The 20,017-nt window shown below is 67.6% G+C and carries 25 protein-coding genes and 1 pseudogene; 14 read left to right on the top strand and 12 right to left on the bottom strand.

Translation table 11 applies throughout. The annotated features are described in order from the left end of the window. Nucleotides 1-188: 188 nt before the first annotated feature. Nucleotides 189-845, top strand: coding sequence for a TetR/AcrR family transcriptional regulator (locus tag ACYQ5L_RS23605; protein WP_459960240.1), 657 nt, complete (start codon nucleotides 189-191; stop codon nucleotides 843-845). Nucleotides 846-1,146: 301 nt separating this feature from the next. Here ACYQ5L_RS23605 and ACYQ5L_RS23600 read toward each other — a convergent pair whose 3' ends face one another. Continuing rightward, complete coding sequence (locus ACYQ5L_RS23600; RefSeq protein ID WP_459960239.1) at nucleotides 1,147-1,623, bottom strand: hypothetical protein; 477 nt, start codon at nucleotides 1,621-1,623, stop codon at nucleotides 1,147-1,149. Between the two features lie 641 nt (nucleotides 1,624-2,264). On the opposite strand from ACYQ5L_RS23600, the gene ACYQ5L_RS23595 reads away from it, so the two are divergent. Continuing rightward, the gene (locus tag ACYQ5L_RS23595) at nucleotides 2,265-2,867 is read left to right on the top strand and encodes an Rv1733c family protein (RefSeq protein WP_459960237.1); all 603 of its coding nucleotides are present in this window, start codon (nucleotides 2,265-2,267) and stop codon (nucleotides 2,865-2,867) included. Between the two features lie 21 nt (nucleotides 2,868-2,888). Here ACYQ5L_RS23595 and ACYQ5L_RS23590 read toward each other — a convergent pair whose 3' ends face one another. The 3 genes from ACYQ5L_RS23590 to ACYQ5L_RS23580 are packed head-to-tail and all read right to left on the bottom strand — an operon-like array spanning nucleotide 2,889 to nucleotide 4,451. Continuing rightward, entirely contained in the window at nucleotides 2,889-3,803 is a 915-nt protein-coding gene (locus ACYQ5L_RS23590) for a 2-hydroxyacid dehydrogenase (RefSeq protein ID WP_459960236.1), read from the bottom strand. Between the two features lie 52 nt (nucleotides 3,804-3,855). Continuing rightward, nucleotides 3,856-4,011, bottom strand: coding sequence for a DUF6131 family protein (locus ACYQ5L_RS23585; protein WP_379194566.1), 156 nt, complete (start codon nucleotides 4,009-4,011; stop codon nucleotides 3,856-3,858). Nucleotides 4,012-4,019: 8 nt separating this feature from the next. After that, on the bottom strand, nucleotides 4,020-4,451 hold the full coding sequence (locus ACYQ5L_RS23580; RefSeq protein ID WP_459960234.1) for a hypothetical protein: 432 nt from the start codon (nucleotides 4,449-4,451) through the stop codon (nucleotides 4,020-4,022). A 105-nt stretch (nucleotides 4,452-4,556) separates the two neighbouring features. Between ACYQ5L_RS23580 and ACYQ5L_RS23575 the strand changes: the two genes are divergently transcribed. From ACYQ5L_RS23575 to ACYQ5L_RS23560, 4 genes are all read left to right on the top strand, one after another. Then, entirely contained in the window at nucleotides 4,557-4,748 is a 192-nt protein-coding gene (locus ACYQ5L_RS23575; RefSeq protein WP_459960232.1) for a hypothetical protein, read from the top strand. Between the two features lie 174 nt (nucleotides 4,749-4,922). Then, nucleotides 4,923-5,861 (top strand): non-homologous end-joining DNA ligase, encoded by a 939-nt coding sequence (gene ligD, locus ACYQ5L_RS23570; RefSeq protein WP_459963518.1) that lies wholly within the window; start codon nucleotides 4,923-4,925, stop codon nucleotides 5,859-5,861. 92 nt (nucleotides 5,862-5,953) lie between these two features. Continuing rightward, nucleotides 5,954-6,412, top strand: a complete 459-nt coding sequence (locus ACYQ5L_RS23565; RefSeq protein ID WP_459960230.1) for a pyridoxamine 5'-phosphate oxidase family protein — start codon at nucleotides 5,954-5,956, stop codon at nucleotides 6,410-6,412. Between the two features lie 145 nt (nucleotides 6,413-6,557). Further along, nucleotides 6,558-7,979, top strand: coding sequence for an amino acid permease (locus tag ACYQ5L_RS23560; protein ID WP_459960228.1), 1,422 nt, complete (start codon nucleotides 6,558-6,560; stop codon nucleotides 7,977-7,979). An 88-nt stretch (nucleotides 7,980-8,067) separates the two neighbouring features. On the opposite strand, the pseudogene ACYQ5L_RS23555 reads toward ACYQ5L_RS23560, so the two are convergent. Further along, a pseudogene (locus ACYQ5L_RS23555) lies at nucleotides 8,068-8,292 on the bottom strand (hypothetical protein); the annotation flags it as partial. 66 nt (nucleotides 8,293-8,358) lie between these two features. On the opposite strand from ACYQ5L_RS23555, the gene hpnE reads away from it, so the two are divergent. After that, nucleotides 8,359-9,735: a hydroxysqualene dehydroxylase HpnE gene (gene hpnE / locus ACYQ5L_RS23550; protein ID WP_459960226.1), complete on the top strand. Its 1,377-nt coding sequence runs from the start codon at nucleotides 8,359-8,361 to the stop codon at nucleotides 9,733-9,735. Nucleotides 9,736-9,774: 39 nt separating this feature from the next. Here the strand turns inward: hpnE and ACYQ5L_RS23545 are convergent, their stop codons facing one another. Beyond that, nucleotides 9,775-10,425 (bottom strand): TetR/AcrR family transcriptional regulator, encoded by a 651-nt coding sequence (locus ACYQ5L_RS23545; RefSeq protein WP_459960224.1) that lies wholly within the window; start codon nucleotides 10,423-10,425, stop codon nucleotides 9,775-9,777. A gap of 66 nt (nucleotides 10,426-10,491) precedes the next feature. On the opposite strand from ACYQ5L_RS23545, the gene ACYQ5L_RS23540 reads away from it, so the two are divergent. Together ACYQ5L_RS23540 and ACYQ5L_RS23535 are read left to right on the top strand one after the other, a co-directional pair. Then, nucleotides 10,492-11,529 (top strand): oxygenase MpaB family protein, encoded by a 1,038-nt coding sequence (locus ACYQ5L_RS23540; RefSeq protein WP_459960222.1) that lies wholly within the window; start codon nucleotides 10,492-10,494, stop codon nucleotides 11,527-11,529. A 4-nt stretch (nucleotides 11,530-11,533) separates the two neighbouring features. Beyond that, entirely contained in the window at nucleotides 11,534-12,883 is a 1,350-nt protein-coding gene (locus ACYQ5L_RS23535) for an oxygenase MpaB family protein (protein WP_459960220.1), read from the top strand. 71 nt (nucleotides 12,884-12,954) lie between these two features. Here ACYQ5L_RS23535 and ACYQ5L_RS23530 read toward each other — a convergent pair whose 3' ends face one another. From ACYQ5L_RS23530 to ACYQ5L_RS23520, 3 genes are all read right to left on the bottom strand, one after another. Continuing rightward, nucleotides 12,955-13,302 carry a hypothetical protein gene (locus ACYQ5L_RS23530; RefSeq protein ID WP_459960218.1) on the bottom strand — a complete coding sequence of 116 codons (348 nt, stop codon included), beginning with the start codon at nucleotides 13,300-13,302 and terminating at the stop codon, nucleotides 12,955-12,957. A 101-nt stretch (nucleotides 13,303-13,403) separates the two neighbouring features. Next, nucleotides 13,404-14,045, bottom strand: a complete 642-nt coding sequence (locus ACYQ5L_RS23525; protein WP_459960217.1) for a LysE family translocator — start codon at nucleotides 14,043-14,045, stop codon at nucleotides 13,404-13,406. Between the two features lie 42 nt (nucleotides 14,046-14,087). Beyond that, the gene (locus ACYQ5L_RS23520) at nucleotides 14,088-14,867 is read right to left on the bottom strand and encodes an SDR family oxidoreductase (RefSeq protein WP_459960215.1); all 780 of its coding nucleotides are present in this window, start codon (nucleotides 14,865-14,867) and stop codon (nucleotides 14,088-14,090) included. A 57-nt stretch (nucleotides 14,868-14,924) separates the two neighbouring features. Here ACYQ5L_RS23520 and ACYQ5L_RS23515 point away from each other — a divergent pair, with 57 nt between their 5' ends. From ACYQ5L_RS23515 to ACYQ5L_RS23505, 3 genes are all read left to right on the top strand, one after another. After that, the gene (locus ACYQ5L_RS23515) at nucleotides 14,925-15,287 is read left to right on the top strand and encodes a winged helix-turn-helix transcriptional regulator (protein WP_459960214.1); all 363 of its coding nucleotides are present in this window, start codon (nucleotides 14,925-14,927) and stop codon (nucleotides 15,285-15,287) included. A gap of 69 nt (nucleotides 15,288-15,356) precedes the next feature. After that, on the top strand, nucleotides 15,357-16,061 hold the full coding sequence (locus ACYQ5L_RS23510) for a polysaccharide deacetylase family protein (RefSeq protein WP_459960212.1): 705 nt from the start codon (nucleotides 15,357-15,359) through the stop codon (nucleotides 16,059-16,061). Between the two features lie 82 nt (nucleotides 16,062-16,143). Continuing rightward, entirely contained in the window at nucleotides 16,144-16,923 is a 780-nt protein-coding gene (locus ACYQ5L_RS23505; RefSeq protein ID WP_459960210.1) for a GntR family transcriptional regulator, read from the top strand. A gap of 54 nt (nucleotides 16,924-16,977) precedes the next feature. On the opposite strand, the gene ACYQ5L_RS23500 is transcribed toward ACYQ5L_RS23505, so the two are convergent. The 3 genes from ACYQ5L_RS23500 to ACYQ5L_RS23490 all read right to left on the bottom strand — a co-directional run bounded on the left by ACYQ5L_RS23500 (nucleotide 16,978) and on the right by ACYQ5L_RS23490 (nucleotide 18,451). Then, nucleotides 16,978-17,271 (bottom strand): hypothetical protein, encoded by a 294-nt coding sequence (locus ACYQ5L_RS23500; RefSeq protein WP_459960208.1) that lies wholly within the window; start codon nucleotides 17,269-17,271, stop codon nucleotides 16,978-16,980. Nucleotides 17,272-17,349: 78 nt separating this feature from the next. Further along, entirely contained in the window at nucleotides 17,350-17,475 is a 126-nt protein-coding gene (locus ACYQ5L_RS23495) for a hypothetical protein (protein WP_379194538.1), read from the bottom strand. Between the two features lie 178 nt (nucleotides 17,476-17,653). Then, a complete protein-coding gene (locus tag ACYQ5L_RS23490) occupies nucleotides 17,654-18,451 on the bottom strand; it encodes an SAM-dependent methyltransferase (protein WP_459960206.1) in 798 nt (265 codons plus the stop codon). A gap of 346 nt (nucleotides 18,452-18,797) precedes the next feature. Here ACYQ5L_RS23490 and ACYQ5L_RS23485 point away from each other — a divergent pair, with 346 nt between their 5' ends. Further along, nucleotides 18,798-19,028 carry a DUF397 domain-containing protein gene (locus tag ACYQ5L_RS23485; RefSeq protein ID WP_379194534.1) on the top strand — a complete coding sequence of 77 codons (231 nt, stop codon included), beginning with the start codon at nucleotides 18,798-18,800 and terminating at the stop codon, nucleotides 19,026-19,028. Nucleotides 19,029-19,116: 88 nt separating this feature from the next. Continuing rightward, nucleotides 19,117-20,001 carry a helix-turn-helix domain-containing protein gene (locus tag ACYQ5L_RS23480; protein ID WP_379194532.1) on the top strand — a complete coding sequence of 295 codons (885 nt, stop codon included), beginning with the start codon at nucleotides 19,117-19,119 and terminating at the stop codon, nucleotides 19,999-20,001. The last annotated feature ends 16 nt before the right edge of the window (nucleotides 20,002-20,017 follow it).

The following is a 20,017-nucleotide window of genomic DNA, read 5'->3' as shown; positions in this document are numbered from 1 at the left end:
GGGGGCGACGGCGGACCGGCCGCTCACGCCGCAATGGACGAAGCCCTCGAACGCGCCTGCTTCACCGACGGCGGCGCCGGAATCCGCGCGGTTCCCCGCCTGCCGCCTCGATATCGGCTGTACCGCCTGAGCACGATAAGACAAGGGTTACAGTCTGGACGTGTAACGCAATATCGAATGGGGAGGCCATGACACCGCCGCGCACCGAATCCACCGAGCACCCGCAGGCCCGCAAGTCCGGACCCCGCGGCGGCCGCCCCCGCGATCCGGCCGTGGACGAGGCGATCATCCTCGCCACCCGGCGCCGCCTGGTCACCGACGGCTATACCCGCATGGCGCTGGGCGATATCGCCGCCGATGCCGGGGTCACCCGCCCCACCCTCTACCGGCGCTGGCCCGGCAAGCTCGAGCTCGTCATCGATGCCCTCGACTACGGATTCCGCGCCCAGACCGCGGCCACGCCGGAGTTCCCGTTCGACGACCTCACACCTCGGGAAGCCTTCACCGAGGCCATCCGCCGCGTCGACCCCTGCTACTTCAACCCCGACGCCATCGTCCTGCAGGGCGGATTCATCAGCGAAGCCGACCGCGTCCCCGAACTGCTCGCCCATGTCGTCGAACGCGCCGTCGAACCCCGCGTCTCCCAAGTCGAACACGTCCTGCGCCACCTGATCGACCGCGGCGCGGTCCGCCCCGGCATCGACACCCGCACCATCGCCACCATGGTCTTCGGCGCCTACTTCGGCGCGTTCCTGCGCGGCGACGATGCCGCCGCCCGCAGCGGCCTCGCCGACAAGATGACCGCCACCCTCTGGCCGGCACTCGCCACCGACATCCACCACTGACCGATCCACGTCGCCGCCCCGAACCGGCCCGCCGTCCGCCTCACCAGATGTGTCGCTACTCGCGGCTGGAACGGGGTATCAACCGCGTGGTCGTTTCTGTCGCCGCCATTGCCGGCAGGTCGGTTCGAGTGCGCGATGCCCCATTGCGTTGGTGTCGGTCGTCGGCGTGCAGTGGCGGCGGCTGCAGGCGTTGGTTCGGTCCGAATGCCATTGCGCTGTCCTCATTTCGACCGCACCTATCGCCGCGCAGGTGCCGGCGAGCGCGATCATGGTCGAGACCGGCCGGAGTGGGACGTCGCGTCTAACGAGCCGCATGGCCGCTGGTGTTCCTGGCCGACCACCTCGATCCCGCGATACTGCGGAACCCACTGCCGGCTCCTCGCCAGGGCAAGCCATGGAACGCGAACACCGCCTTGCCCTGCTCCACCACACTCACGACCATGTCGGCTGGTGCGGGAGCGAAGATGTCCACCACCTCGAACTCCGCACCGCGCCGATCACGGTCGAGAACGTATGCTCGCCGGCCATTGTCGAATTGCCGCACCATGCCCGACGGCCACACATCCGGTCGCGCGCCCTGGCAGCACAACAACCAACCCCGCTCTTCCAGATACTCACGGACAGCGAGCAGGCAGCTCAGATAGTCATCCTCAACCGACCCGAACGTGCCATGACCCACCAACTCCACCCGCGCCGCCGATGGCTCACCCAGACGAAGCACGACCGGCCAGAGCGCGCCCGCGGAATCAACGGCTGTCAGGTGCACAACCTCCGACATCCCGCTCCTATCCCGAATCTTGTAGGGAACCAACAATATGAGCGGGATCGCGTAAGCGCCATGCTCGAGCTCTGCCGCGGCCCGCGGCCGGCTGACTACTCGGCCGTGCACGTGACGTCTGCGGGCCGCGACGTCCTTCGATCTCCTCGTTCTCGAACCGGGTGTTGAGTCGTCGAATCGCTTCCGTACCTTGGGATCCGGGTTCCACTTGTCGGAATACCGTGTCGCCGGAAGCACGTCGTCCTCCCCGGGCCGCCCCGCCAGCACAGCCTCCATCACCCCGCGCCCCGTCAGGATCCGCGCGGCGTCCTTCTCCTTGGCCGGCTTCTGCCGCTTCTCCTGGTCCCCACACGATCATGTCGAACCGACCGGGGTTCCTCGGCAGCTTTCGACACCGCCTGAATGATCGGACCGACCAAATCCCAGTCGGGGCACGCTTTTACATCCGGCCGGCGGTCGACAATTCGGAGGCCCTGGAGTCGTTGCGACCCTCAACGTTGGAGCACAAGTGGAATTTGACCGCTGCGTAGCCGTGTCGCAATGCGCTGACCTTGACTTTTCCTATGTTCAAGGCGTATCAGAGTGGGTACTGCTAGCGATGTACGTGGTGACGGTGGACGCCGTGGAGAGAGGCGGTCCAGGTGTCTGAGTCTGCTTGGGCGGTGCGCCTGTGGCGGGTGCGGCCGTGGAATCCCAGTCCGTTGATGCGTGTCTCGGATCGGTTCGAGATCGTATTGCGGGCCTTGGCTGTGGTTGTGGTGATTGTTGCTGTGCCGGTGGCGGGGGCGTTCGGGACCGTTAGTTATACCAATGCCGCTGATCGGATTGCGGTGGAGGATGTGGGGAAGGTGGAGATCAGGGCGACGGTGACGGGGGAGCCGCGGTTGCTGGTGGATCCGGGGCGGAGTGGGGCGCATCGGGATCGGTATGAGGCCGCGGTGGAGTGGAATCATGATGGGCGCAGTGGGACTGCCACTGTCGAGATTCCTGGGCCGCAGGAGGTCGGGAGCACCGTGGCGCTGTGGGTGGGGGCGGATGGGGAGCCGGCTACGGAGCCGGCCAAGCCGGGGGCGGCGGCGGCCGAGGGGATCGGGACCGGGTTGGCGATCTTGGTGGAAAGCTGGTGTGCGGCCGCGGCGTCGGTGTGGATTACGGGGGCGGTGCTGGATGCTCGGCGCAATGCGCGCTGGGATCGGGAATGGCGGGAACTCAACGATCGCACCATCGGGAAGGACTCGCTGTAGGGTGAGATCCGGTGGGGGAGATCAGTATTCGCCGTGCACCAGATTGTGTGGCGCCGCACCGTCGAGGTAGCGGGCGATTTCGGCGGTGGCGATGGCCCAGCCGCGTTCGCGGCTGCCGCGGCTGCTGCCGCCGACGTGGGGGGTGAGGAGCAGACCGGGTGCGTCCCAGAGGGGGTGGCCGGGGGGTAGGGGTTCGGGATCGGTGACATCGAGAACCGCTCGCAGCCTTCGGTTCTGGAGTTCGGACAGCAGGGCGTCGGTTCGCACGATGGGCCCGCGGGCGGCATTGACCAGGATGGCGCCGTCGGTCATGTGCGCGAGGAAGGCGGCGTCCACCATGCCGGTGGTGGCGGAGGTGACCGGCACCATGAGCACGACGGCGTCGAAATCGCCCAGCAGCCGGGGTAGTTCGTCCACGCCGTGCACGCCCTCGCGGGCGTGCGTGCCGACCACCGCGACCGTGGTGTCGAAGGGGGCGAGCATGCGCTGGAGCTCCTCGGCCAGATTGCCCGCGCCCACGATGAGGATCCGCTTGCCGTGCAGGGTGTCGGTCTGATGCTGGGTCCAGCGGTGCTCGCGCTGGGCCGCCGCGAATTCGGTGAATTCCCGGTACACGGTGAGCAATCCGGTGAGGGCCCACTCCGCGGTGCTGGCCCCGTGCGCCCCGCGCGCGATGGACAGCGCGACGCCCTCGGGCAGCCTGCCGGTCCAGGATTCGGCGCCGGCGGTCAGCAGTTGCACCAGCCGCAGTTTCGGCAGCTGCCAGGCCATCTGGACCGCCTCCGGCCCGACCAGGAAGCCGGGCACCAGCACTTCGGCCGCATCGGCCCCGGCGGGCAGCGGCTCGCCGAGGGTGAAGCGCAGGGCCCGCGCGCCGTCCAGGTGCGAAACCGCCGCGAGGCCGTCGTCATCCGGAACCAGCACTGTCACCGTCATGGTGCCAAGCTATCGGACGCGGCCCGCGGCGGTCGCGGGGTGGTTATCGGTACTAGTAATAATGTCGTCGGCCGCCGACAGGACGGCCGGCGTAGCCGAGCACCCAGAACGCGATGCCGACGATCAGCACGATGATGCCGATGGTGACCAGAATGGAGATGCCGAGCAGCCAGCCGGCGACGATCAGGATCAAACCTAAAATGACCATGGGACTACCTATTTCGAGATGGGTTGGGCCGGCGGCTTACTGCCGGGCTTGTGCAGGAACCGGTTGACCGACCACACGGCCTTCGACCCCGAGGGTTCCGCCGCGGGGGCTGCCGGCTTCTTCGCCGCGGGTGGCGGCTTGCTCAGTTCGCGTCGCGCCGCGATCATTTCGCGCTTGGATTGGCGCAGTTCGCGGCGGGCGAGAACACCACGCCGAGACGTGGTCCACAATCCCGCGAGCAGCATGATGAGCCCGCAGGTACCGATGGCTCCGACCAGGATGCCGTAGGCGAACAGCAGTCCGGACGAGCCCGTGTAGGTGTGATCGAACACCGTGAAACCGTTCGTGACCGTGTGGCCTTCTCCACTGTTGGCCTGGATTCCGGCCACCCCCACGGTGACGGCGCCGAGGAGGGCGATGAGCCCGATGATGGTGAACATGTTGTGGCGATTCCCGCCGGCTCGATCGTCAAACCCGCAGGACGGCGAGTTGTCCGGCAGGTCGCCTGCGGGTTTCGGGCGCGCCGGTGCGGCTATGCGCCAGCCATGAGCACCTACACCTTTCACCTGCCGAACTTCGCCTCCGAGGCCGATCTGGCCGAGCGGGCGCTGCTCGGCATGGACGCCGTGCACGGGGTGAGCGTGGACCAGTCCACGGAGTCCATCACCGTGGACTCCAGCCTCACCTACGGTGAGACCCTCGACGTCATCCGCGAGCAGGGCATCTCCGCCAGCTGACTCATCCCTGTCGGCCGACCACGTTTGCGCAGGTAACGACTCCAGCGCGTCCGGCGGGTCGCAGCCGCACAACGGCAATCGATCGGCAAACTCTGGGGCATGTCCCCATTGCCCGATTGTCGGCGCGGGTAGCGGCCCACCGTGGCCGGATTCCCGCTCGGTGTCCCGCCGCCCATGCTCGCCGTCGGCGGAGCGCCGCCGGACGGGCCCGGATGGGCGGTGGAGATGAAGTGGGACGGCGTCCGCGTCATCGTGGTGCGCGAGGCCGCCGCCTGCCGGCTCTACAGCCGCACCGGCCGCGAGGTGAGCGGCTCCTACCCGGAGCTCGCCGCCGCCCTGAAAGCCTTGCCGGGCAGCGGTTCTCTCATCCTCGACGGCGAGATCGTGGCCCAGGAGCCCGACGGCGCGCCGTCCTTCGGCCGGTTGCAGCGGCGCATGCACGTGGCCCGGCCGGGGGAGCAGTTGATCGCCGAGGTTCCGGTGCAGCTGTTCGCCTTCGATCTGCTCGTCGCGGATGGCCGCGACCTCATGGCGCAGCCGTATCTGGCGCGCCGCGAACGACTCGCCGAGTTGCCGCTGCCCGCACCGCTGTCCGCGCCGCCGCACTGGGTCGGAGTGGATGCCGGAAAGTTGCTCGTGGTCGCCCGCGAGCACCGGCTGGAGGGCATCGTCTCCAAACGCGTCGACTCGGCCTACCTGCCGGGCCGGCGTTCCCCGACCTGGATCAAGACGCCGCTGCGCAACAACACCGAGGTGGTGGTCGCCGGCTGGACCCCCGGTGCGGGCGGATTCCAGGCCACGTTCGGGTCGCTGGTGCTGGGCGCCTACGACTCCTCCGGCCGCTTCGTCTACATCGGCAATGTCGGCACCGGCTTCACCCAGGCCGCCCGCCGCGCCATTCGCGCCACGCTCGACGAAATAGGAGTCTCGACAAGTCCTTTCGACCGGCCGCCGCCGGAGGCCGCGGCCGCGGGCTGGCGCTGGGTGGAGCCGATCCTGGTCGGCGACGTCGAATTCCGCGAATACTCCGGCGAACGCCTGCGCATGCCCAGCTGGAAGGGGTTGCGCACGGACAAGACCCCAGCGCAGGTGCAGGTACCGCCGGTGCGCTGACGGTAGCCGGCGCACCGCTGGGCGACCCTGGCGAATCCTCGTTGCGGCAACACAATTGGCGTATTCGGAGGCAATGGATCACAATCGGAAATATGGGCGGCGAAGGGCAAAGAAAGCTGCGCGAGCTCTCTGCTGCCGATTCACTGAAGCGGCTGGCGAGCGCGCAATATGGTCGAATCGCATTCTCGCGCCGAGGAGTTCCGGTTATCCGGCCGGTGAACCATATCGTCGAAGCCGATGCCGTGGTGGTGCGGGCGCATCTGGGCGCCAGCCTGCTGCGCGGCGACGGCCAGGTGGTCGCCTACGAGGCCGACGATTTCGACGAGAACACCAGGCGTGGCTGGAGTGTCATCATCACCGGCGTCGCCCGGGTGGTGACCGATCGCGAACAGGTGCGGCGCTACGAGACGTTGCTGGAACCCTGGATAACCATGCCCGCCGACCACGTCATCCGCATCGAGACCGAGGTCGTGACCGGTGTCGAACTCATCGAGGGCACCGATGATCAGCTCCCGCCCGGGGGTGCGCCGGTGCGCGAAGTGCGGCGCTGATGCGGTGCCCCGGGCGACCCCTCCGGTAACCTGACACGCCGTTGGCCCGAGCTCGGCAACCCGTCGGCAAGCTCGGCGCGGCCGTTCGCTTCTCGTGCGCACGATGGCGGGGCGCGGCGGCCGCACGCATGTGGAAGGAACACCATTGACAGCCTCTGACAGGCAAGTGGCGGCCACCGCACCCGATGTGGGGGACGAGGGGTACTCGCGCGGACTCTCGCCGCGCACCATTCAGATGATCGCCATCGGCGGCGCCATTGGCACCGGTCTGTTCTACGGCGCGGGCGGCGCCATCGAACAGGCGGGCCCCGCGCTCATCCTCGCCTACCTGGCGGCCGGCCTGGCCATCTTCGTGATCATGCGGGCGCTGGGCGAACTGCTCACCTATCGCCCGGTCACCGGCAGCTTCGCCGAATACGCGAACGAGTTCCTGGGCCGGTTCGCAGGCTTCGCCACGGGGTGGACCTATTGGGCGGTCTGGGTCGCGACCTGCATGGCCGAGATCACCGTGGCCGGCAAGTACGTGCAGTACTGGTTCGACATCCCGCAGTGGGTGACCGCGCTGGTGGTGCTGAGCATCATGTTCGTGGCGAACCTGGTGTCGGTGAAGCTGTTCGGCGAGGGCGAGTTCTGGTTCTCCGCCATCAAGGTCACCGCCATTCTCTTCATGATCGTCATCGGCATCGGCGTGCTCGTCTTCCACTTCGGGCATGCCGCCGATCCGACGGTCACCAATCTGTGGAACGACGGCGGCGTCTTCCCGAACGGCGTGTGGCAGGCGCTGCTGGTGCTGCAGATCGTCATGTTCGCCTATGTCGGCGTCGAACTGGTGGGCGTCACCGCGGGCGAGGCCCGCGACCCCAAGCAGACCCTGCGCAAGGCCATCAACACCCTGCCGTTCCGCATCGGCCTGTTCTACGTGGGCGCGCTCCTCGTCATCATGTCGGTGTCGAACTGGCGCAACTTCCAGGCGGGCAAGAGCCCGTTCGTGGAGGTGTTCCAGCAGATCGGCATTCCGGGCGCGGCGGGCATCATCAATTTCGTGCTGCTGACCGCGGCCCTGTCGTCCTGCAACTCGGGCATCTACTCCACCGGCCGCATGCTGCGCAGCCTGGCGCAGCGCGAGGAGGCGCCGGCGCGGCTGGGCGCGCTGAGCAACCGGTCGGTTCCGGCCACCGGTATCGCGGTGTCCGCGGCGGTCATGGTGATCGGCGTGGCGGTGAACTACTTCTCGCCGGACAAGGCGTTCGCCTACATCACCTCCGTGTCGACCATCGGCATCATCTTCGTGTGGGGCATGATCCTGGTCTGCCACGTGATGTATCGCTCGCGCGTGCGGCGCGGTCTGCTGCCCGCCAGCGATTACCGCCTGCCGGGCGCGCCGGTGACCACCGTATTGGCGCTGGCCTTCCTGGCGCTCGTCGTGGTGCTGCTGTTCTTCACCGAAGCGGGCCGCTCGGCGGTCGTGGTCGGAGTGGTGTGGGGTGCGCTGGTGTGCGCGGGCTATCCGCTGCTGGCGCGCAAGCACGAGCAGAACGCGCCCGCCGCTCAGCGCCGCGCGGGGTAGCGGTCACCGGGCCATCGGCGGCCGCGACCCGATGCGCGACCAGCGCCTCGTTCGCCCGCGCCAGCGGATGCGTGGGATAGGTGATCGAGATCCCGCCGCCCAGCGCGATGGTGCTGGTGCGCGCGGCCGCCGCGGTGACGACGCCGAGCCCGTCCGGCCCCACCGGCCGGGACGGCACCCAGGCCACGCCGATCCCCGCCGCTTCCGCACGCGAGATCGCCTCGAGCACCGGCGGCACCGGCGGCGGGAAGGTCACGATGCCGATGGGCACACCAGCAGCAGTGCGGACCAGCCTCCTTGTCGCGGTTGTCATTCCGCTTCGAAACCACCGCGCCGGGACTACCTTGCCTGGTGTAGGTTTCGGTTCTCGGGAGCGCTCATGAACGATCCGCGTCGGTATGTGGTGATCGGAGGCGGCTTGGCCGGGTTGGCCTCCGCGGTGTGGCTGGCCGAGGCCGGAAAGCAGGTCACCCTGCTGGAACGGCGCGGCCGCCTCGGCGGGCGCACCCACGCGCTGGAGGTCCCGAAACTGCGCGATGTGCCCGACAACGGTCAGCACGTCATCGCCAGCGGCTACGACCACCTGTTCCGCTATCTGGAGAGCGTCGGCACCCGCCGGTACGTGAAATTCCCGAACGAGGGCGTGCTGCGCTGGCCCGGCGGACGGCACACCACCATGGGCACCAAGGGATTACCGGCCCTGCGCACCCTGTTCGGCGCCCACCCGGACGCGAGTCCCGCCGACCGCATCCGCGCCGCGCTGGCCACCGTGCGCATGGGCTGGGAATGCCTCAACCAGCCCGCCGATCTCGCCGATATCAGTACCGAGCAATGGTTTCAGCGCCTGGGCATGCCCGCCACCGCGCGCGAGGCGCTGTGGGACTGGCTGGCGCTGGGCATTGCCGCCGAACCGGTGCAGCAGGAATCGGCGAAGGTCTTCGCCGATGTGATGGCCACCGGAATCCGCTTGGGCATCAAACATCGGCGGCCCGCCACCATCGGCTATCCCACCGTGGATCTCGACACGCTGTTCGTCACCGGCGCGCAAGAAGTGTTCCGGCGCTACGGAGTTCGGGTCGAACACCGCGCGGTGGCCCGCCGCATCCTGATCGAGGAGGGAGCGGTGACCGGGGTGCTCATGGCCGACGGCGATGTGGTGCCCGCCGACGCCGTGGTGTGCGCGGTGCCCAACTCCACTATCGGCGGACTCCTGGACCAGCTGCCCGAACACGACGAAATCTATTCCGCCGCCGACAAACTCGGCTATACGCCGATCGTCAGCACCAACCTCTACCTGGACCGGCCGCTGGGCACCAAGAGCGAATTCGAGGCGCTCATCGGCGGCCAGGGCGTCATCGACGAGGTCTTCGACCGGCAGCGCATGCACGGCCGCTCCACCGAGCACGGTTGGCTGTACTGCCTGACCACCAGCGGCGCCTACGAGCAGATCCACAAACCGCACGATGAGGTGGTGGCCGAGCAGATGGCCCTGCTGCGCCGCTACTACCCGGCGGCCCGGGACGCCGAAGTCCTGCACGCCCAAGTGGTTCCGATGCCGCGCGCCACCTTCTCCCAGGTCGTCGGCACCGCCGGACTGCGGCCCGCACAGCGCACCTCGGTGCCCACCCTGGTGCTCGCGGGCGATTGGACCAGCACGGATTGGTCGGCCACGATGGAGAGCGCGGCCCAGAGCGCGGCACGCGCGGTGGAACTGCTGCTGAAACTGCCCGCGGCCCCGGTGCCGTCGACCGCGTGACCAGTCGGATGACTTGCTCGCATTCCGCTCGCACCGCTTTCAGCGGAAATAGTTGAGCACCAGCCGGGTGATATCGGCCAGGAACCGCTCCCGGGTTATGGGCGGATCGTCGAGCAGATAGCGGATGGTCAGATGCTCGACCGCCCGCACCAGCATCCAGGCGGCGGCGTCGGAATCCACCTCCGCCGGAACCTCCCGGGCCCGCATGGTCAGCGCCGCCCGCGCCAGTTCCCCGATCTGCTGCTCGAATGCGAACACGGTCGCGCCGGTGGACAGCCGCGGTGTTTGCTCGACCACGGCGCGCAACAGCTCCCGATGATTCCCGAGCGCGTCGAGCAGTTCGGAAATGGTCTCCGGCACAGCGACTTCGGGTCTTCTCGCCAGATTGGCCAGCACGCGCGCGCGAACCCGGTCGGCGACCTCGCCGGTGTAGCGCTCGATCACCGCCGCCACCACGGCGTCCTTGTTCGGGAAGTACTGGTACAGCGAGCCCGGGCTGATACCCGCCGCCGCGGCAATGCGATTGGTCGATGCGCCGTCGTAGCCGTGCGCGATGAGCACCTCCTGCCCGGCGTCCACAATGCGCGCCACCATGGCCCGCGACCGCTCCTGCTGCGGTGCGCGGCGCGGCTCGGCGGGCGTTCTCCGGGCCTGGCCAGGGGTTTTCGGGGCTTGTCGTTTCGGTGGCATGTCGGTTCCGCTGTGATCGAGAAATGCGAATTGAACGCGAGTAATTATTCGTGTCAGCCTGGGGCCATGGTGGCAGAAAGCGCAATGGGGCGCGAGACGAATCGGGTGCGGGAGCCGCGCCCGGAACCGCGACCCCTCGGCCCGGACTCGTTGACCTGGAAGATCTTCGGTTCCCTCTACTTCGTCCCGAGCGGACTGTTCATGGGCATGGTCCAGAACATGCATCCGGGCCTGGGCGCGGGCGTGGAATTCCACTCCGAGATCAAGGACGAGTTCTATCAGCGGGTCATCCGCTCGGGATATCCGATCACCGGGGTGGTGTTCGACGGCCCGCGCGCCCGGGAGACCGCCCGCGAGATCGTGGGCTATCACCGCACCATCAAGGGCGTCGACGCCCGGGGCCGCCGATACCACGCCCTGGACCCGGGCACCTTCTACTGGGCGCACGCGGTGTTCTTCATGGAGACCCTGCGGACGGCAGAGCTGTTCATGGGCGGGCTCACCGCCGAAGAGCGCGAACAACTCTGGCGTGAGCAGTACCAGTGGTACGAGATGTACGGCATGCCCATGCGCGTGGTGCCGCAGAGCTGGCCGGAGTTCCGGCGCTACTGGCGCGATATGTGCCGCGACACCCTCGAGCCCACCCAGGCGGCGTGGGATATCTTCCATCTCGCCGACGAGGCCCCGGTGCCGCCGTTCCCGGTACTGCGCCATCTGCCGAAACCCGTGTGGGAGCGTGTGCTTCGCCCGTCCGGCGCCCGGTTCTACAAGTTCGTGACCATCGGGCTGTGCGATCCGGCCATTCGCCGCACCATGGGATTCACCTGGACCGAGCGCGATCAGTGGATATTCGACCGGCTGTGCCGCGCCATCTCGGCGGCCAACCGGGTGACGCCGGACGGGGTGAAATACGCCTTCCCGCGCATTCGCGCCGCCCGCCGCCGGGTGGCCGGGAAACGACCCGACTGGATGCCGCCGCCGGAAGCGCCCGAATTGCTGTGGCCCGCACCGGAACACCGCGACGATCCCAAGCACTACTGCCCCGTCCATGCCGATGCCGGCCGTGACGCCCTCACCCGATTCCGCCAGCTGACAGGGTCCTAGCACAATGCTTCCGAGCGCCGAAACCCGTCCCGCCACCGGTGGGCATCCCTACGATTACTACTACCGGCCGGGTATGCCGCTGCGCCCGCCGCCCCCGCGCGCGGTCGCGTCGGAACTCTGGTTCGCGCCGCGCAAGGCCATGCTGGGACCGTGGATCGACGTCCGCCCCGAACCCGTGGACACACCGCGCACGCGGCTCATGGCCGACCACCTGTGGCAGGGCGACGAACCCATGGACGAGCTCGTCGCCGCCTTCGGCCGGCTCGGCTCCGCGGGCGGACGCCGCATGCTGAACCAGGCCCTGGAACACGGCATCGACAGCGTGGACGAGCCGCTGCCGGAGCTGGTGAATCTCTTTGCCCGCCTGGACAATCCGCCTTCTTGGTACGATCCGGACCTGTGGGAGCGCGGCCGCCGGCTGTGGATCAACGTCTCCCTCGCCGGGAAGATGGCCATGGGGGTACAGGACTTCATGGGCACCTTCGTCGGAGCCGAAGTGGCCTCGGCGGTCGGGGCCACCGGCCGATTCGTCAAGGATCCCTACCGGCGCGGCCTGGAATCCTCGGTGTGGTTCCGCAGTGTCACCGCGCCCCGCGCCCTGGAACGCCGGTCGCCGATCTTCCACGACACCGTGCGCGTGCGGCTCATGCACGCCCAGGTCCGCGCCATGCTGCGCCGCAGATTCGGCGACGAGCACTTCGCCGCGCACGGCAACCCCATCTCCAATGCCACCACCATGGGCGCGGCCGTCACCTTCGGCCTGTCGCCGATGTGCTTCGACCATGTGCACGGCCGCCGGTGCGGCACCGGGCAACTCGACGCGGTCATGCACTACTGGTCCTATATCGCCTACGTCTTCGGGGTCGCGGAGGAACTCATTCCGCGCTCGGCCGCCGAGGGCATGGAAATGGCCGACTACATGGTCGCCACCGCCGGTGTGGCGCCGCAGTGGACGGCGACCATGGCCGGCGCGGCGACCCGCCGCTTCACCGACTCGACCCTGACCGGTCGTCTCCACATCGCCGCTACCGCACCGCTGCTCGGCGCGCTGTCGTACTACAGCAGCGAGCCGCTGGTCCGCACCCTGCTGGCCGATACCCCGCTGCGGTCGGTCCCGATCCAGCCGTGGTCGGCGCTGACCGGCCTGGCGGCGACCACCGCCGTGCGCCTGCGCCGCATCGACGACCATCTCCCTGGCGCGCGCCTGCGCATGGCGCGCCGCGCCCGCCATATCGACCCCATGTGGGACCGCAATACCAAGGTGGCCCGCTACCTCGCGGCCCGCGTCGGCATTCGCGGCACGCCCTTCGATCAGCACGACAAGACCGCCGACAGCGTCCGCTGCCCGGTCTGACCCGCCCGCCGCTCATTCGGCCCCGGCGCGATCAGATGCCTCCGGCCGCGATCAGATGCCTCCGGCCGCGGTCACACGCCTCCGGCTACGGACAGATACACCACCATCAGCACCAGCAGGAACCATCCGGCCCCCTGCCAGATGGGCCACGCGTGCCCGGCCCGCCACTCCCGGACGGTGATCACGAACGCCCCGAGCCCGTCCAGCAGCAGGATGCCGCCCGGAATCATCCCGACCACCAGCCGCGACGACGTATCGCACAGCATGGACTCGGCATCGAGGCAGGCCTGCCGGGACGAGGCCCACACCACCGCCAGCCCGGCGGCGACCGCGGTCACCACCAGCACGGCGACCACGTATTTCACGGCCTGCCGGAACAACCGCGGATCGCGCCAGCGCTTCTCGACGTCGTCGACCATGGTCAACACCTCCTTGTCGCGGAGTTTCCCACCTGGACGGCCGCTAACCAGCGGCTTTCCGCGCGGCTCGCCGTGATCGCCCGGACGCCGGGCGGGTCGGCCTACCGTGCCTCGGCGGCCAGCCCGAAGCCCAGGGCGACAAGCACCGCGGCCAGTGCACGCTCGATGCGCTGGCGAATGCCGGTGCGCCGCAGCCACTTCCCGGCCCGGTCGGCCGCGAGCACGATGCCCACGCACCAGGCGGTGTCGATCACCAGCTGGATCACCGCGAGAATCACGACCGTCGCCAGCACCGGGCCCTCGCCGGGTAGGAACTGCGGCAGGATGGTCAATCCGAACACGGCTGCCTTCGGGTTGGCCGCGATCGAGATGAGCGAGGCGCGGAATGCCGCCCCCGGCGTGCGGCCACGGGGGAGCGCCGAGGTCATGGCCGCCCCGAAGCCGTCATCGCGGCGGCTGCCGCGCCAGGCCTGGATGCCGAGCCAGATCAGCACCAGCGCCCCGATGATGTGGACCGTCTTGTTGAGCACTTGATTGGCCACCAGCAGGGCCGACAATCCGGCGCCACCGGCGAGGGTCCACCCGAAGACGCCGATCTCGTTGCCGGCGACCGCCGCCAGTCCGGCCGTCCGCCCGTCGCGCACCGAACGCTGCAGGAACAGCGCGGTCGCGGGGCCGGGAATCGCGGCCAGGACCAGGCAGGCGAGCAGGAAGGCGGGGAGGACTTGAACCCAGTGCGGCATGCCTCGATGCTGTCATGCCGGTCCCGGGGGTGACCAGCGGAATCAGATCTTCGCACCCGCGAGATAGTCCTGACCGCCGACATAGACGGTATGCCCCGGCTCGCCGGCCACCGTGGTGGCGTCGGCGACGGCGGTGGCGAACTCCTCGACCGTCGGCAGCTCGCCCTGATCGCGGCGCGCGGTCACGGCCTCGGGGTCGCGGCGCTCCAGCAGTCGCACGATAATGGTCCCGTCGATCATGTCGCCGGAGACCACCGTGAAATCGATTCCGTGCGCGGAGAATTCGGGAATCATGGCGCGCAGCGCATCCTCACCGGCGCGCTTGCTCGCCGCGATGAGCTCATAGCCCGCGGGCACCGCCCGGGCGGGGGAGAAGTGCGCCTGATGGCTGGTGACGAACACGATCCGCCCGCCCGCCGGGATATGCGGCAGCGCCAGCCGGGCCAGCCCGGTCTGCGCGTCGCGATTGAGCCGCATGGCGTAGTCCGGCGCGGCCTCGCGCTCCAGCCCGCCGGAGGCATTGAGCACCAGCACATCCAGCCGTCCGAATTCGCGCACCACGCCGTCGATCAGCCCGGCGGCGCTGTCCGCGTCGGAGATGTCCGCCCCGGCCACCGAGGCGCTGCCGCCCGCGGTAATGATCCCCGCCGCAAGGGTTTCCGCGCGCTTGCGCTTCTCCCGGTAGTTGATCACCACATGGTCTCCCCGGGCCGCCAGCACCCGCGCGGTATCGGCGCCGATCCCGCGAGACGCGCCGGTCACCAATACGATTCGCCGGCCGCGTGCCGCCGTCGCCGCCACCGCGGAATCCGTCACCGCCACCACAGACCTCCAGCCCGCTCGAGTGCTTCTGATTTAGAACCACTATGTTGGTTCGAAATGAGAAGCGCAAGTCAGCCCCCGCCGTCCAACAGCCGCGCCGACGACTCGCACGCCGCCGTGCTCACCGCCATGGACCTGCTCGGCCAGCGGTGGATGCTGCGCGTGATCTGGGAACTGGAACCGGGCCCGCTGGGCTTTCTGGAATTGCGCCGCCGCATGGGCAACTGCTCGTCGAGCATGCTGTCGGTGCGTTTGCAGCGCCTGCAGGACGCGGGTGTGGTAGCCAAGAAGCCGGACAAGTCCTACGAGCTGACTCTCTCGGGCAAACAACTCGGATTGGCGCTCGAACCACTGTGGCAATGGTCCGACCGCTGGGCGGGGGAGCTGCGGCGAGCCGGGACGAGCGGGGATGACGCGTAGAGACCGATTCCTTTTCGAGCCGTCGGCGGTCTTACCGCGGTCGGGTCGTACGAAAGGAACGAAAAATACATGAAACGCAAGGTGTTCATCTGGGGCGCGCTCGTGCTGGCGGTGCTCGTCCTGCTCTGGGCCGGGCTCTATGTGCTCATGAATTCGCGCACCTATCAGGTCGCCGGACGCATCGTGCCGCGCGTGGACACCGCCGACAAGGTCGTCGCGCTCACCTTCGACGACGGCCCGACCGCGCAGACGCCGCTGCTGCTGAAGGCCCTGGCGGACGGCGGCGTCCCCGCCACCTTCTATCTGATCGGCGAGGAGTTGGCGGCCAATCCGGAGCAGGGCGCGGCGATCGCGCGGGCGGGCCACGAGATCGGCAATCACAGCTACAGCCATCAGCGCATGATCTTCACCGGCCCCGGGACCGTGCGCGCGGAGATCGAGCGCACGGACGCCGAAATCGCCAAGACCGGATATTCGGGACCGATCACCTTCCGCCCGCCGTTCGGCAAGAAGCTGATCACCCTGCCGTGGTATCTCTCCCGGCACGATCGCACCACGGTCATGTGGGATGTGGAGCCCGATTCCGGGAAGCAGGCCGGTACCGACGAGATCGTCGACGAGACGCTGGCGCAGGCGCGCCCCGGATCGATCATCCTGCTGCACGGCATGTACGAGTCCGGCGCCGCGTCGGTGGCGGCCGTTCCGCGCATCATCATCGGGTTGCAAGCGCGCGGATATCGATTCGTCACTGTGTCGGAACTATTGACGCACTAGATAACCCGCACAACACTTGTGCGATTGACCGAATCAGCACATACACTGTCTGGGACGTAGACGAAAAGCAGAGAGGTGCACGATGGGAGACCGGACGGTCGTCGCCGACGTTGCCGATGAATTGGCGCGCCGCGTGGCATCCGGGCAATACGCGCCCGGTGGTTTGATGCCGTCCGTCCGACAGGTGGCCGACGAATTCGACCTCAATCGTGCGACGGCGCAGTTGATTCTGGGCCGGCTGGAGTCCTACGGCTTCGTCGACGCCCACCGCGGCAAGGGGTTCGTCATTCGCGATGTGCGGGCCGAGGGCGGGGTGGACGTGTACCGCCGCCTCTTCCGGCTGTCCATGCCGACGCCGGAGGTCGCCGCGGACATGTTCGCCAATATCGTGGACGAGGAGCGCGGTATCGCGCTGGAGGCGCTGCTCGCCTACACCGGCGGCGAGCGCGGCATCGACCCGGCCGAACTCAAGGCCGCCATCGACGAACTGGAAATCGTTGCGCGCGGCGCGGATCCGGATCCCTACCGGATGCTGCGCATCGAACTCGAGCTGTTGCGCAAGCTGCTGACCGAGCTGAAGCACTCGGTGCAGCGCGCCGTGCTCAATTCCATCGGCGAGATGGTGCTCGAGGTCCCCGAGGCGGTGCAGGCCTATTTCGCGGTCTCACCGGATCTGCACGTGCTGGTGTGGCGGGCGCTGGTGGCGGTCTGGGAATCCGAGGGCGGGCCCAGCCAGGCGCAGCTCGCGCTGTTCGAGGATCTCTTCGGCATGTACCACCAGAAGGTAGTGGCGCGCTTCGAGGAATTGGTCGGCGTCGACGGGCTCGCCGAGGAGCAGGCGCCGCACGCCGCCACGGCGTGAATCACCGGGACGGTGGGCGTCCGGCCCGCGGGCCGACGTCTCAGACAACATCCGTCAGCTGATGACGGCATTCATGATGGTGCCGGCGCTCGTGGCGATCACACCGCCGACGAGCGCACCAGCCACCTGTTTGGGCGCTTGAAGCGCCGAACCGGACCACTTCTCCCAAGCGAAGCGGCCACCGGCGTAGATGATGGCCAGGGTGCCGGATAAGAGGACGAACCAGGTGAAGTAGCGGACCAGTCGCATCAACTTGTCCGCCACGGGCGGGGTCTCCGGCGTCGGATTGAAAACCTGGGCCAGGAGATCGTATTGAGCGATCAGATCGTGCGCAGCTGAAAGGTACATCTCGGCGCTCTTCCACGGGACGGCAGTTCCATATCCGGAGTACCCGCCATCGGCCGTGTGGCGCAAGGGCATCCGAAATCAGTCGACGTCGTTGTCCGCCGACAGGTACGCCACCGCCGCTAGATACTGCCGGCAGGCGAAATGCTGATCATGGGCGCGCAGGATGGCGCGGGCCTGGCGATAGGTGAGAACGCGGGGGTCCACGTCGCAATCACCGGAGATATCAGTACAAGGGGCGAGCATCTGTGTCATTGGATGCCTCTGGCCGATGGGGAGGATGGTGCACTGAGTTTAGAAGTGCAGATCGTGCAGATGCAAGTGCATCTGCACGTCCAATCCTCGTGTCGAGAGGCTATTCGCCCGTTTCGGTGTTGTTGTGGCGTCAGGGTTTCCGCGCCACGCCACCGTAGGCCGCGATATCGGGAAGCGTGCCGGGCTTGGCCAGCTCCGCTCGCCAGTGCACGATCGGGCCGAAGCCGGGATCGACCAGTTCCAGGCCGTCGAAGGCGGTCGCGAGTTGCTCCTTGGGCCGCGGTTCATAGGGCACCCCGCCGGACTTGGTGTACTCCTGGCACAGCTTTACATAGGCGTCGCTGTCGGTGGTGCCATCCCAGAAAACCAGGTAGCTGCCCGATGGCACCGCGTCCATGATCGTGCGGATGATGCGCACGGCGTCGGAATAGCTGTGCGCATGGCCCAGCACGCCCATGAACATCACGGCCACGGGCCGCGCAAAGTCCAGGACATTCCGGGCATCGGAGACAATTTCCTCCGGATTGTGGAAGTCGCGCTGTATATAGGTGGTGACACCTTCGTCGCTCCCGCTGGTGAGCAGAGCGCGGGCATGCGCGAGCACCAGCGGATCATTATCCACGTAAACGACCCTTGACTCCGGGGCCAGTTCGTGGGCAACCTCATGGGTGTTCTGCATGGTGGGCAGACCCGTCCCGACGTCCAGGAACTGACGGATACCGCGTTCGCCGGCCAGCATTCGCACGGCCCGGATCAGGAACTTGCGCGACTCCACCGCCATGGTGGCGATATCGGGATCGATGGCGAGGCTGGCATCGCCGATCGTGCGGTCGATCTCGTAATTGTCCTTCCCGCCCATCCAGTAGTTCCAGATCCGCGCGGAGTGCGGGATGTCGGTGCGGATGAGCGGATTGTTCGTTTCGGACATCGCAGCTCCTCGACGACGGTATGCGTGGCATGTTTCGACTGATATGTCCAGTGACAGTATAAGATTCGCCGGGCGTTGACCCGGTGGATGGCTGTTTCCCACCCTGATCGCCAGTAATCAGACTTACCGGTCTGTAATGTCTGAATGCATTCGCAACTTCGCACCGACAGTGCGCGTACGCGCCGCAAACCTGTTGTGTTGCAAAGAGTCAGCGCATTTGCGGGGATCGATGCGGAGCTATCCGCGTGCTATCGTTCAGGTTGCGGTTGCAACTGTAAGTACATCTGGTCGAACATTTGCAAGTACTGGACCACCGTCTGCGGGCGGTACTGGCAAGGAGTCTGAAATGACGGACACATCAGCAACCCGGATAGATCGCTCGGAACTGTCTTGGCGCAAGAGCACTTTCAGCAATCCCAGTGGTAACTGCGTCGAAGTCGCGGAACTCGCCAACGGCCTGGTGGCCATGCGGAACTCCCGGGACCCCCAAGGTTCGGTGTTGGTTTACACCCGCCCCGAGATCGATGCATTCCTGCGCGGCGCGAAGAGCGGAGAGTTCGACGACCTCGCGCGCTGAGCGGTAGCATTGGCAATCGGCGCGGTGGTTCACCTGACATTGCGGTCGTGGCCCACTGCCGGCAAACCCGAGCATCGGAGTGGACCCCATGATCGCAGTACCCGTTCCCCACGGCCGGGTGGATCCCACCGTTATCGACCGTGGTCCGACCGCCCTGCGGATCGCCGTGGGCGGGCAGCTACGGAAACTGAGGGAAGCAAACAATATTACGAGGGAACAAGCGGGTGAACACATTCGCGGTTCCCATGCCAAGATCAGTCGCCTGGAACTCGGGCGTACCGGATTCAAGGAGCGCGATGTCCGGGATCTGCTGGACCTCTATAAGGTCACGGATCCCGGCGAGCGCGAACTTTTCCTCGATCTGGTACGCAAGGCCAATCAGCCGGGCTGGTGGCATCGTTACAGCGATCTGCTCCCGCAGTGGTTCGAGACCTATCTAGGACTCGAGCACGCGGCGAAGTCGATCAGAACCTTTGAGGGCCAGCTGGTCCCGGGTCTGCTCCAGACCACCGACTATGCGCGTTCGATCGTTGCCCTGGGTCACGACCAGGACAGCGAGCGGCGCGTTTCGCTGCGCCGGCGGCGTCAGGAACTGCTGACACGCCAAGGGGCGCCGAGCTTCTGGGCGGTGCTGGACGAGGCGGTACTGCATCGGCCGGTGGGTGGGGCAAGCGTGCAGCGTGCGCAGATCGAGTACTTGATCGAGGTGTCCCAGCTGCCCAATGTCACCATTCAGGTGCTGCCCTATGCGGCGGGAGGCCATGCGGCAGCGGGAAGTTCGTTCACCATGCTGCGGTTCGCCGAGCCGGAACTGCCCGACATCGTGTACCTGGAACAGCTGACCAGTGCCCTGTATCTGGACCGCCGCCAGGATCTGGAGCTCTACCGCCAGGTGATGGATCAGCTGAGTGTGCAGGCAGAACCGCCGGAACGGTCCCGGAAACTGCTCGCCGAGGTGGCCGCCGCACTCTGACGGCGGCCCCGGTGGC

The sequence above is a fragment of the Nocardia sp. IFM 10818 genome, assembly GCF_054655275.1.
This window is presented reverse-complemented; position numbering and strand designations above follow the sequence as displayed.

Excerpts from the sequence above, each read along its gene's own strand:
- ACYQ5L_RS23605 (WP_459960240.1), top strand. The coding sequence starts at position 189 with ATGACACCGCCGCGCACCGAATCCACCGAGCACCCGCAGGCCCGCAAG.
- ACYQ5L_RS23600 (WP_459960239.1), bottom strand. The coding sequence starts at position 1,623 with ATGTCGGAGGTTGTGCACCTGACAGCCGTTGATTCCGCGGGCGCGCTC.
- ACYQ5L_RS23590 (WP_459960236.1), bottom strand. The coding sequence starts at position 3,803 with ATGACGGTGACAGTGCTGGTTCCGGATGACGACGGCCTCGCGGCGGTT.
- ACYQ5L_RS23585 (WP_379194566.1), bottom strand. The coding sequence starts at position 4,011 with ATGGTCATTTTAGGTTTGATCCTGATCGTCGCCGGCTGGCTGCTCGGC.
- ACYQ5L_RS23580 (WP_459960234.1), bottom strand. The coding sequence starts at position 4,451 with ATGTTCACCATCATCGGGCTCATCGCCCTCCTCGGCGCCGTCACCGTG.
- ACYQ5L_RS23575 (WP_459960232.1), top strand. The coding sequence starts at position 4,557 with ATGAGCACCTACACCTTTCACCTGCCGAACTTCGCCTCCGAGGCCGAT.
- ligD (WP_459963518.1), top strand. The coding sequence starts at position 4,923 with ATGCTCGCCGTCGGCGGAGCGCCGCCGGACGGGCCCGGATGGGCGGTG.
- ACYQ5L_RS23565 (WP_459960230.1), top strand. The coding sequence starts at position 5,954 with ATGGGCGGCGAAGGGCAAAGAAAGCTGCGCGAGCTCTCTGCTGCCGAT.
- hpnE (WP_459960226.1), top strand. The coding sequence starts at position 8,359 with ATGAACGATCCGCGTCGGTATGTGGTGATCGGAGGCGGCTTGGCCGGG.
- ACYQ5L_RS23545 (WP_459960224.1), bottom strand. The coding sequence starts at position 10,425 with ATGCCACCGAAACGACAAGCCCCGAAAACCCCTGGCCAGGCCCGGAGA.
- ACYQ5L_RS23540 (WP_459960222.1), top strand. The coding sequence starts at position 10,492 with ATGGTGGCAGAAAGCGCAATGGGGCGCGAGACGAATCGGGTGCGGGAG.
- ACYQ5L_RS23535 (WP_459960220.1), top strand. The coding sequence starts at position 11,534 with ATGCTTCCGAGCGCCGAAACCCGTCCCGCCACCGGTGGGCATCCCTAC.
- ACYQ5L_RS23530 (WP_459960218.1), bottom strand. The coding sequence starts at position 13,302 with ATGGTCGACGACGTCGAGAAGCGCTGGCGCGATCCGCGGTTGTTCCGG.
- ACYQ5L_RS23525 (WP_459960217.1), bottom strand. The coding sequence starts at position 14,045 with ATGCCGCACTGGGTTCAAGTCCTCCCCGCCTTCCTGCTCGCCTGCCTG.
- ACYQ5L_RS23515 (WP_459960214.1), top strand. The coding sequence starts at position 14,925 with ATGAGAAGCGCAAGTCAGCCCCCGCCGTCCAACAGCCGCGCCGACGAC.
- ACYQ5L_RS23510 (WP_459960212.1), top strand. The coding sequence starts at position 15,357 with ATGAAACGCAAGGTGTTCATCTGGGGCGCGCTCGTGCTGGCGGTGCTC.
- ACYQ5L_RS23505 (WP_459960210.1), top strand. The coding sequence starts at position 16,144 with ATGGGAGACCGGACGGTCGTCGCCGACGTTGCCGATGAATTGGCGCGC.
- ACYQ5L_RS23500 (WP_459960208.1), bottom strand. The coding sequence starts at position 17,271 with ATGTACCTTTCAGCTGCGCACGATCTGATCGCTCAATACGATCTCCTG.
- ACYQ5L_RS23490 (WP_459960206.1), bottom strand. The coding sequence starts at position 18,451 with ATGTCCGAAACGAACAATCCGCTCATCCGCACCGACATCCCGCACTCC.
- ACYQ5L_RS23485 (WP_379194534.1), top strand. The coding sequence starts at position 18,798 with ATGACGGACACATCAGCAACCCGGATAGATCGCTCGGAACTGTCTTGG.
- ACYQ5L_RS23480 (WP_379194532.1), top strand. The coding sequence starts at position 19,117 with ATGATCGCAGTACCCGTTCCCCACGGCCGGGTGGATCCCACCGTTATC.